This is a genomic window from Candidatus Caccoplasma merdavium, from assembly GCA_018715595.1.
GTDB lineage: Bacteria > Bacteroidota > Bacteroidia > Bacteroidales > UBA11471 > Caccoplasma > Caccoplasma merdavium.
The window spans coordinates 18177-29298 of sequence record DVLI01000003.1; the positions used below are offsets into that span (position 1 = coordinate 18177).

Sequence of the window (11122 nt, forward strand, 5' to 3'; positions counted from 1 at the left end):
CTTCCTGTTTTTTATTGGTCGCCAAACTCCATGAGGTAGGCTTTGATGAAGTCGTCGATGCCGCCGTCCATCACGCCCTGCACGTCGGAGGTTTGGTGGTTGGTGCGGTGGTCTTTGACCCGACGGTCGTCGAACACATAACTGCGTATCTGCGAGCCCCACTCGATTTTCTTTTTGCCGGCCTCGACCTTGGCCTGCTCGGCCATACGGTGCTGCAACTCTTTGTCATAGAGAATCGAGCGCAACTGGCGCATGGCATTCTCGCGGTTCTTGGGCTGGTCGCGGGTCTCGGTATTTTCGATGAGGATTTCCTCCTCTTCGCCGGTATAGGGGTCTTTGAAATGGTAACGCAGACGCACGCCCGACTCGACCTTGTTTACATTCTGCCCGCCGGCACCGCCCGAACGGAAGGTATCCCACGAAATGTCGGCAGGGTTGACGTTGATTTCGATGCTGTCATCGACCAGCGGCGTAACGAATACCGAAGCAAACGAAGTCATGCGCTTGCCCTGTGCATTGTAGGGAGAGACGCGCACCAGACGGTGCACCCCGTTTTCGCTTTTGAGATAGCCGTAGGCGTAGTCGCCCTCAATCTGTATGGTAACCGACTTGATGCCGGCCTCATCGCCTTCGAGAATGTTGGCGATGGCCGTCTTGTAGCCGTGTGCCTCGCACCAGCGCAGATACATGCGCATGAGCATCTCGGCCCAGTCCTGGCTCTCGGTGCCGCCGGCACCGGAGTTGATTTTGAGCACGGCTCCCAGCTTGTCTTCTTCCTTGCGCAACATATTGCGCAATTCGAGGTCCTCGATAAGGGTCAGGGTGCGTTGGTAAATGTCGTCGAGCTCGGCCTCGGTGACGACCTCCTCCTTGACAAAGTCAAAGGCGAGTTTCAACTCCTCGACCGATTTTTCGACCTCACGGTATTTATCAATCCAAAAACGGATATCTTTTACTTTTTTCATCTGCGCCTCGGCCTTCTTCCGGTCGTCCCAAAAATCGGGCACATGGGTGCGCAGTTCCTCTTCTTCGACTTGAATTATTTTCGAGTCGATGTCAAAGATACCTCCTCAACGCCAACTTGCGTTCTTCTGTCTCTTTAAGTTGTTCTGTGGTAATCATAAAAATATGTCTTGTGTTTTTACATTCGTCACAAAGATAACAAATCAGGCATACATGGCCTCAATCTCGGCATGAAAAATGCGATATATGGCGGCACGGCGCAGTTTGAGCGTGTCGGTAATCTCTCCATTTTCCTTGCTGAACGCCCGGGGCAGAAGGGTAAAACGCTTGATTTGCTCGAAGCGGGCAAAATTGGCCTGCAACACGGCAATGCGTTCTTGAATCAGTTTCTGTATGCTTTGGTTCTTCACCAGTTCTTCGAGGTTACGATATTGTATCTGCTTTTGGGCGGCATACTCCTTGATGGCCTCAAAGGCCGGTATGATGATGGCCGTGACATACTTGCGGCAGTCGCCGATGACGGCCACCTGCTCGATATAACGATCCTCGCCCAGTTTGGCTTCGATGGCCTGGGGGGCGATGTACTTGCCGTTGGAGGTTTTAAAGAGGTCTTTGATGCGTTCGGTGAGAACGATGGCTCCATTCGCATCAAGACGTCCGGCATCGCCGGTGCGGAACCAACCGTCGGCCGTAAAGGCTTGTGCCGTAGCCTCGGGTTTCTTATAATAGCCTTTCATGACCGTAGGACCCTTGACGAGAATCTCATTGTCGGCTCCGATTTTCACCTGCACGTCGGACAGCGTGGTACCCACCGAACCGATATGATAACCGGTCAATTCGAAACACGACACCGTCGCCGTCGTCTCCGACAGGCCGTAACCGTAAAGGATGTTTATTCCGCAACTGTGCAGGAACTCATTGATGGTATCGGAAAGCGGGGCTCCGGCCGTGGGGAAGATATTGCCGTTCTCGATGCCGACCGCCTTTCTGAGTTTCGAGAAAACCATGCGGTCATAAAACGCATATTGGCAGGCCAGCCACAGGGGAACGCGTCGGTTGCGACGCACATAGTCGAGGTTGCGACGGCGCCCTACGACAAAAGCGCGGTCGATGAGCCGGCGCTTGATGCCCCGCACTTCGGCCATCTTCTCCTGTATGCCGGTATAGACTTTCTCCCAGAAACGGGGCACGCTGCACATGATAGTGGGCCGCACTTCCTTGATGACAGTCTGTATCTCTTTGGGATTGAGATTGATGGCCACACGAATGCCGGACGTGAGACAGAAGTAGGTCCAAGCCCGTTCAAAAACGTGCGTGAGCGGCAGGAAACAGAGCGAGAGGTCGGCATCGCTGCACATGGTAAGACGGTCGAGGTGCATGCGCATGGCCTCGGAGAAATTGCGGTGGGTGAGCATGACACCCTTCGATTCGCCCGTGGTACCCGAGGTGTAGATGATGCTGGCCAGGTCGTCGAGCGAAAAGCCTTCGGCACGACACGCCAATTCGGTCTCGGCTCCGGGATAAGCCATCGAAAGGAAATCGGAGAAATAAATCGACGTGGAATCATCGGCGGCACGCTGCACGGCCGGGTCGAAGATGATAATCTGTTTCAGGGTGGGGCAGGTCGACATGGCTTTCCATGCGTTATCATACTGATATTGCTCTCCCACAAAGAGATAACGCACCTCGGCATCGCGCACGATATATTCAAGTTGTTCGAGCGAACCGGTGGGATACAGGGGCACGACGACCGCCCGATTGGCATAGGCGGCAAAATCGACCACCAAACCTTCGGGCTTGTTGGGGGTGTAAGTAGCTATATTTTCCTGCGTGAAAACCCCCATAGCCACCATGGCCCGCGCAGCTTGCCGCACACGGTCATGAAATGCGGTCCAAGAGATGGAATGCCACACGCCTTCGGGGGTTCTATATCTTAATGCTTCTCTATTGCCATATCGGCGGGCCTGACGGGCCACCGTATAGAATAATGGATATTCTCTCATTCCTTTTATTACAAAATCAGCCGCAAAGGTAAGACAAAAAAGTGTATCTGCACCTCATTTTCGCCATTTTTGACATATAGAGATAGCAAAACAACCCATTCAGAATATTCCAAAGGCCCTTTGCCAAGGGGAAAAAGGGGGTTCCATGAAGGAACTTGTTTTTTCGACACAAAAGGATTTTTCTTTGAAATTATGCTTATTTTTGTAGAAGATAGAGGGCAGCTCGGCATACCCAAACTCGAAAACTTCGTTTCCCCGTTTGTTTCCGCTCCCGCCTTTCGCTATTTTTACAGAAAACAGGAGGCAGCTCGGCATAACCAGACTCGAAAACTTCGTTTCCCCCGTTTGTTTCTGCTCTCGCCTTTCACTATTTTTGCAAAAAAAGAAAAGATTGACATGATTGACCCGAACGAACTTTTTTATCCGGCCGTCGACCTGTTGTGCAAACTGATTGCCACTCCCTCACCGAGTCGCGAAGAGAGTGCCACAGCCGACCTCATCGCCGAGTATCTGCAAGAATATGGTTTCACCCCGCAACGCGCCGCCAACAACGTGTGGGCCATTGCCCCCGGCTTTGTACCGGGACGCCCCACCCTCCTGCTCAATTCCCACCACGACACCGTGAAACCGGTCGACGGCTGGCATGGCGAAGCATTCACCCCCCGGGAAGACGGCGACCGCCTCTACGGATTGGGGAGCAACGATGCCGGCGCGTCCCTCGTGTCGCTCTTACAGGCGTTTATCGTGCTGGCCTCCCGAAAGGAGCCCTACAACCTCATTTTCCTGGCGTCGGCCGAAGAAGAGGTCTCGGGAGCCAACGGGGTGGCACTGGCCTTGAAAGAGTTACCTCCCATCACCTTCGGCGTTGTCGGCGAGCCGACCGGCATGCGCCCGGCCATCGGAGAGAAGGGCCTCATGGTCCTCGACTGCACCGTGATGGGCAAGTCGGGTCATGCCGCCCGCAACGAAGGCATCAACGCCATCTACGAAGCGATGCCCATCATCGACCAATTCCGCAAATTCGCCTTTCCCAAAGTCTCCCGCATGCTGGGGCCGGTAAAGCTCTCGGTCACACAGATAAAAGCCGGCACGCAACACAACGTCATTCCCGACCGCTGCGAGTTTGTCGTCGACGTGCGCACCAACGAACTTTACAGCAACGAAGAGGCGTTTGAATTGCTGCGCGATGCCATACCCTGCACGATTGTGCCGCGCTCGTTCCGCCTCAACTCCTCCCGCATCGACCGGGAACACCCCTTCATGCAACGTGCCGCCATGCTGCAACTCGAACCGTTTGGCTCCCCCACGCTCTCCGACCAAGCCCAAATGCCCTTCACCACGGTAAAGATTGGCCCGGGAGCCTCGGAGCGTTCCCACACGGCCGGAGAATATATCGACAAAGAAGAGATACGCCAAGCCATTGCCCTATACCTGCGATTGCTCGACGGACTCTCCCTCTGATCCCATTCAGGAAAAAACAAGCCGCGTCGCGACCCCAACGGGTTGCGACGCGGCTTGTTGTGATGGTAAAGCCCGGCTATGTCAGAATCGGAAAGAGATATAGAGACGGAGGTCTTTGAGTTTATATTTGGTCTTTTCGGTCGAAGAGAATATCTCCTTCATCGCATCTCCCACATTGGTCACATCTTCGACACCTTCAATGGCCAAGTCATCGGGATCGAGAGAAAGCACATTCATCTTGGTGTTGCCGAAGCGATATTCAATACCCAATGAAATGGCTTTATAAGAAACCGCAGCACCCGTAACAAACAGGGAGGCATATCCATAGCCCATATCCCAGCTATCACCGGTTTTGGTCATGCTCATGGCAAAAGTCGGGGCATAGCGGAAGTACCCATTGACGCACAATGCGCTCACGGGATTTACCGTCACAGACGGGCCCAAATGCATTCCGTAATCGATGCGGTGCATATCCGACTCGACCTCATAAAACGTTCTCATACCGCTCCACTCGTCGGTCGATTCCTCCCAACTTTCAATGTCATATCGGGCATATGTGATATCCATCCATGTAAAATCGAGACCTATTTTCAACATATTGGCAATGGGTTTCTTATGCAGGTAAAATGTTTTTCCCCATGTAAGGAACGCAGCCAATTCGCTTTCCTCTTTCGACTTATAATCGACGGCATCGAGTTTTTCCCAGGCATAACCGATGTTGAAATACTTGCGGCGCCCCTTGAATTCCTTGGGCTCCTTGGGTGTCTCGGCTTTTTCTTCAACGACAGGCTGACTTTCTACCGTTGCGACAACAGGCTGAGCTTTCAATGTATCGGCCGGAACGACGTCCTGTGCCCGGAGCATTCCCGCCGTGCAACAAGCAGCGACCAATGCTAAAATCAGTTTTTTCATAAGTGAATAAAATTTTTAGATGACAACATACAAAAAGATAATTGTCCCGACTCTTGAAAATCGGTTTCTCGACAAATGTAATGATTTTTTCGGATTTGTTGTTCATTATCGCCATTTTCTTTGCGACAAAGCCATGGCGGTCGTTCCAACCGAGAAACATCCGGCAATTAACCCAGCCGCAAATGGAGGAACCGGCTTGCCCAGCAACGCCACAACCGGGAGGAGCGACGGCGTTTCCAGCGCAGAACCTTACGAGGCGTATCGGTGGCCCGGCGCAAACGGTTATAGGCGCCTCCATAATCGCCTTGCGGGACAGGATAGAGCGAGAGTTTTGAAAGGGTGTCGAGCGCCGCGCTTATCTGCTCCTCATCATAGGGCTTGCTGATAAGAATGCGTATCGTATCGACCGCAAGGTCACTAAGTTTACGGTCGAGGCCCTCTTCGAGCTGCGGGTCGCAGATGGCCTCGCGCATACGTTTCAAGCCGGTAATCACCATCAAACGGTCGTGCATGAGACGTGACTGATGGGCCGGATCGGGTATATTGCTCAATCCCGACTTGTTCTCGGCATAATAATAGTAAAGTTGCACGGGCAAGAATGTCACCTGCTCGGCTCTACCAAAAACCCGGGTCACGAAATCCTCGTCTTCGAGAACGCATTTTTCGAGAAACCGCACATTGAGCTTCAAAAGGAATGAACGATTGAAAAGATAACTCCACAGCACGCCGCAGAGCGGATAACGCGCCATGTAATCGGGACCCGAAATGTCGCGGCAGTAAGGCAAGACAAAGTTCTGAAAGGGTGTCTCCTGCCCGGCGGCATCGACCTTGACGCAATCGAAACCGATAATCTGGTGACTATACAACGGTATGAGGTTGTTGAGCAACTGGGCCAAAGAGGCCGAATGCACCAAATCGTCGACATCGACAAACATGATGTAACGGCCCTTGGCGTAGTTCAGTCCCAAGTTACGGGCCCCTCCGGGGCCGGCCTTGCGCCGATGGTAGACACGCATATTCTCGACCTTCGATGCCCACTCTTGGAGTTTTTCGAGCGAAGCATCGGTCGAGTTGTCATCGACGGCGATGATTTCGTATTTGTCGGCCGACACCCCCGAGGCCACAATGGCTTCGAGGCAACGGTCGATATAGGGCAATCCGTTATATACGGGTATGATGATACTGACTTCGAGCATGGGACAATCTTTAAAAAGGCGAAGATAGAGATTTTTTCGGTACTCCCCGAAAAATTCGGGCATCTTCTTTCCTCGTAAGATATGGTGCAGGGGTCAATGGCAACGCAAGAAGAGTTCCACGACACGGGAGGTGCCCCTTATTCCCCGACATGCCAACCGGTAACCTGCTGCAAAAAGAAGGCTGAGCCGGGGCGAAGCGAGATGTTGCATCGTCTCGGCAAAAAGCTGTGCGCCCCGCGGACTGCCTTCGCGTGTGCAAAGGGCGGCCAAAACCGTTTTTTTATAGACAAGGCAGTTCAACAGTCGGTTTTTGTCACGCCGGTTCGAGGCGTTCACGGTCTGCTCGGCGACATCGACGCTCGCCAGCAGGGCATCGACCTTGTCGGAGAAGCTGTTTCCCGTAATCGAATCGCCATGCGCATGCACAAGGACCAGCGGATTGGCTGCCCCGGCCTTCACCAGGCGGGAAGTATGCAACAAAAGACGAATGCCCAGTTCCCAATCGTTCCAGCACGAGAGTCGCACGTCCCAGCCGCCGACAGATTCGAGCAGCCGCCGACGCACGACATAGCGTTGTGTCGAGAGGTAGGTGTGGAAGATGTGTCCACACAGAAAATGCGCATTGATTTTTCGAGGCGAACGTTTTATGCGGGCAACGCCGCGCTCGTCGACGATTTCCACATCGGTGTAAACCAGGTCGGCTTCGGGATTTCCGGTGATGGTCGCCACATAATTCGCGACCAACTGCGGAGCCATCTCATCGTCGGAATCGAAAAACATCACCCACTCCGACATGACCTGCCTCAACCCCGCATTGCGGGCCGCCGGTGCTCCCGGGGTCGGTTCCCGGCACACCGTCACCCTGAAATCGGGAGCCGACTGCCGCATCTCGAAATCCCGCAACACGGCAGGAGTGGCATCGGTCGAGCCATTATCGACCAATACCACATGCAACGGGCGGTAGGTCTGCGCCACCACCGAAGCCAGTGTCCGCGGCAGGAGCCGTTCTCGGTTATATACCGGTATGACAATCGTTATTTCCATCATAATCGTAAACGCATTTCCTTCCCGGTTATTTTTCGGAGGAAAGATTATTTGTCGCTTGCAGCGTTCCTTTTCGAGCGGAAGATACGCATATATTCCGATTGAAAAAACTATATTTGCCAGGAATTAACCTTCGGCGATGAAACTCGAACTCCTCATATGCACCTTGGACGAACGGATTGCCCGCGTGCCCGACATCTTATTGCCCGCACGTCCCGACATTTCATATCTCGTCTCGATGCAATATACCGACCCGAAGTTTCTCGGCCATGTTCCCGACGTGCTGCGACAGCGACCCGACGTGAGAGTGATTTTTCTCGAAGGGAAAGGTCTGAGCCGCAACCGCAACCACTGCCTCGATGCCGCTACGGGCGACTTGGCGCTGATTGTCGACGACGACTGCCGGTACAGGGAGGAATATTTCGACCGCATCATCGCCACGTTCGAAGCCTATCCGCAAACCGACGTTGCCCTGTTCAGAATCAACACGCAGGGAGGTTCCCCCGTAAAAAGGTATGCCGACACCATCTGCCCGTATGGGGAAAGGCCAAAGGGTTTCTATCCCAACTCCATCGAAATAGTATTCCGACCCGAGCGTACCCGGCATATCCGATTCAACGAGCACTTCGGCCTCGGGAGTGATTTCCTCCGTTGCGGGGAAGAAGAGGTGTGGGTGCACGATGCGGTGAAAGCCGGCCTTTCGGTATGGCTTTTCCCCTACGACATCGTCGACTATCCCTACGAAAGCACCGGTCGTCGCACCTATACCGACAAGGGGGTGATGCGAGCCAAGGGAGCGGTCAATTACCACATCTACGGGGCCAGCGCCTGGCTGCGCATGCTCAAATTCGCCCTCGCGGGGGCTTGTCACCGCAAAGCCGGCTTCTTTACCCTCCTGTTCCAAAGTTGGAGCGGAATTGTCTATTACCTCAAACACTGTCGCGAAAGATGAAGATTCTCCTGCTGGGCGAAGCCAGCAACCTGCACTGGACCTTGGCCGAAGGGCTGCGCGCCCTGGGTCACGACGTCACCGTCGCTTCCAACGGCAGCCGCTGGATGGGCAATCGGCGCGACATCGACCTGCGACGCACCGGCTACGGGATTACCGGGTCGCTGCGCTACCTCTTCGACGTTTTGCGCTACCTGCCCCGCTTTCGCGGATACGATGTCGTGCAACTCAACAACCCGGTGTTTCTGCAACTGCGCCCCGAGAAGAACCGCCGGGCATTTGACTTCCTGCTCCGCCACAACCACAAGGTGTTTCTCGACGCCCTCGGCACCGACTATTTCTATGTGAAAGCCTGCCAAGAGGGGCGTTTCCGATATTCCGACTTTTATGTCGGCGACCATCTGCGCGACTACCCGGGCTGCCGGGAAACCATAGCGGCGTGGAACAGCGACCCGTTGAAAAGCCTCAACCGTTACATGGCCGACCGCTGCAACGGCATCGCCGCCTGTCTCTATGAATACTACGTCAGCTACGAAACCGATTATCGGGAAAAACTGGCCTACCTGCCCATTCCCATACACCTGCCCGCCACGGAATCGACCGATGCCCGATGGGAAGATGGCGGAAAGGTGCGTTTTTTCATCGGCATACAGCAAGACCGCAGCCCGCTGAAAGGCACCGACGTCTTCGACCGGATATTGCGCGAAATCGAACAGAAGTATCCCGATGCCTGCGAAGTGCGGCGGGTGGTGTCGGTTCCCCTGCCCGAGTACCTGCAACTCATGCGCTCGTCGCATGTCCTCATCGACCAACTCTACTCCTACACCCCGGCCACCAATGCCTTGCAGGCCATGGCGCAAGGGCTTTGTGTCGTGAGCGGTGCCGAACCCGAATACTACGACTTCATCGGCGAAAAACGGCTCCGCCCCATCTACAACGCCCTTCCCGATGAGCAACAGGTGTATCGACTTTTCGAGCAGATCATCACCGAGCATGACACCCTGCCACAACGGTGCGCCGAGAGCCGCGCCTTTGTCGAACGGCACCACGACCACATCGACGTGGCCCGCCGGTATGTCGACTTCTGGGAAAGAATGTAGTTCCCTACGCCATCGAAAGGAGAAAAGGGACAATCCGCTGCGGACTTACACCGCCAGACGGCGTTTCAACCGCCACAAGGCCAGAGACGTGGCGACAACAGCACAGACGACCGACAAGGAGAGGGAGAAGGTCGTCCCGATGCGGTAACCGGCCGAGACCGCCGAACAGCCGAGCACGCCCCAAAAGGCGACACCCCACCACGAGCGTCCCAACCGTATGCCATAGTGCCGACGGCACACGACCCACATCATCACGCCATAAATAAAAAAATTGAGCAAATAGGCAACGCCGGCTCCTTCGAGTCCCCACAGAGAGTAACAGCCGAGATTGAGGAGAAGCCCCGAGAAATCGGAAACCAGTTCGGTAACGAGATAGAGTTTCCCGTCGCCCTTGGCCAGCAGCACAAATCCCATGGCCCAGGAAATCGATTTGAACAAGACGCCCACCATGGCCCAAGAGAAAAAAGTCTCCATGCAAAGGAACTCGGCCGTGTAGAGCAACCGCACCACCCACTCCTGGAAGACAAGAAAGAGCGAAACGATAGGCACCAACAACAGAAGCGCCACTTCGATTTGCCGGGAAATCTGACGACCCAGTGTCGCATGGTCGTCGCTCACGGCCGCCAAGCGGGGATAATATTCGGTGGCCATCGCTGCCAAGACCAGCCCCACATAGCGCGTCACGATTGCATATCCCGCCTGGTAATACCCCAAATCGGCCGCTCCGGCCGTGCGCTGTATGAAACCGACAAACAGGTAATTGAACAACGTCGTGAGGAAACCGCTCACCGTCATATACACCCCCAACACAACCATGACACGCCCCTCCTTGCAAGTCTCGCGCCAAGAGATTTCGACTTTCCGGACGACGGTTTTGCGACTGTATATCCACACAAAGAAGAAAGTCACTCCCGACGACAGGACAAGCGAGGGCACAATCCCCTCGAATCGGAAGAAATAATAGAGCGGCAATGACACCAGCAAAGCCACGAGGTTGCCCATGACCCCGGCCTTGGAAAGCTGCCGCAGGCGCTGCGTGCCCTGCAATATGGCTTGGTCGCCGGCCGTCAGAGCGCTGAACAGGAGCGCACAGGAGAGCCACATATACCCCCAAATATGAGCCTCATCGCCAAAGGTGAAGCGGCTCAACAGCGGAGCCGTGGAGAGCATGACCACCGCCCCCAACAGGCCGGCCAGCCAACTCCAACGCCGCAACACCTTCGCCATGCGGGCCAAGGCGGCTTCGTCCCGGGTACGGGCTTGCGAGATGTTGCGCACGGCACTCTGCCGCAATCCCAGTCCCGTAAGGGCCGACAACATCTCGATAGTGGCATTGTAAAGACCGATGACCCCCACCCCGGCCGGACCCAGCCACAGGGCGATGCACTTATTGCGCACGATGGAACAGAGTATCGAAAGCACCTGCACGCCGCCCAGGAGACCGGTCGTCTTCACAATGCGACGATACATCGATGTCGATTCGCTCTGTTGCAT

General features: G+C 54.8%; 9 protein-coding genes. 3 read left to right on the forward strand and 6 right to left on the reverse strand.

Features of this window, described 5'->3' with window-relative positions:
* Positions 1 to 11: 11 nt before the first annotated feature.
* Both prfB and IAD09_00605 read right to left on the reverse strand, forming a co-directional pair.
* Positions 12 to 1122, reverse strand: a protein-coding gene (gene prfB, locus IAD09_00600; GenBank protein ID HIT80736.1) for a peptide chain release factor 2 whose coding sequence is annotated in 2 segments (ribosomal slippage) — positions 12 to 1058 and positions 1060 to 1122 — 1110 coding nt in all. Because the reading frame shifts where the segments join, the coding sequence is not laid out codon by codon here.
* 44 nt (positions 1123 to 1166) lie between these two features.
* Complete coding sequence (locus IAD09_00605) at positions 1167 to 2966, reverse strand: long-chain fatty acid--CoA ligase (protein HIT80737.1); 1800 nt, start codon at positions 2964 to 2966, stop codon at positions 1167 to 1169.
* Between the two features lie 396 nt (positions 2967 to 3362).
* Between IAD09_00605 and IAD09_00610 the strand changes: the two genes are divergently transcribed.
* A complete protein-coding gene (locus IAD09_00610) occupies positions 3363 to 4427 on the forward strand; it encodes a M20 family metallo-hydrolase (protein ID HIT80738.1) in 1065 nt (354 codons plus the stop codon).
* Positions 4428 to 4508: 81 nt separating this feature from the next.
* Here the strand turns inward: IAD09_00610 and IAD09_00615 are convergent, their stop codons facing one another.
* The 3 genes from IAD09_00615 to IAD09_00625 form a co-directional block, all read right to left on the reverse strand.
* Entirely contained in the window at positions 4509 to 5339 is an 831-nt protein-coding gene (locus IAD09_00615) for a hypothetical protein (protein HIT80739.1), read from the reverse strand.
* Between the two features lie 167 nt (positions 5340 to 5506).
* Positions 5507 to 6535 carry a glycosyltransferase family 2 protein gene (locus tag IAD09_00620; GenBank protein ID HIT80740.1) on the reverse strand — a complete coding sequence of 343 codons (1029 nt, stop codon included), beginning with the start codon at positions 6533 to 6535 and terminating at the stop codon, positions 5507 to 5509.
* A gap of 93 nt (positions 6536 to 6628) precedes the next feature.
* The gene (locus tag IAD09_00625; protein HIT80741.1) at positions 6629 to 7582 is read right to left on the reverse strand and encodes a glycosyltransferase family 2 protein; all 954 of its coding nucleotides are present in this window, start codon (positions 7580 to 7582) and stop codon (positions 6629 to 6631) included.
* Positions 7583 to 7718: 136 nt separating this feature from the next.
* On the opposite strand from IAD09_00625, the gene IAD09_00630 reads away from it, so the two are divergent.
* Entirely contained in the window at positions 7719 to 8531 is an 813-nt protein-coding gene (locus IAD09_00630) for a glycosyltransferase (GenBank protein ID HIT80742.1), read from the forward strand.
* The gene (locus tag IAD09_00635; protein HIT80743.1) at positions 8528 to 9628 is read left to right on the forward strand and encodes a glycosyltransferase family 1 protein; all 1101 of its coding nucleotides are present in this window, start codon (positions 8528 to 8530) and stop codon (positions 9626 to 9628) included. The genes IAD09_00630 and IAD09_00635 overlap by 4 nt, the downstream gene beginning before the upstream one ends.
* 45 nt (positions 9629 to 9673) lie before the next feature.
* Here IAD09_00635 and IAD09_00640 read toward each other — a convergent pair whose 3' ends face one another.
* A complete protein-coding gene (locus IAD09_00640; GenBank protein HIT80744.1) occupies positions 9674 to 11122 on the reverse strand; it encodes an O-antigen translocase in 1449 nt (482 codons plus the stop codon).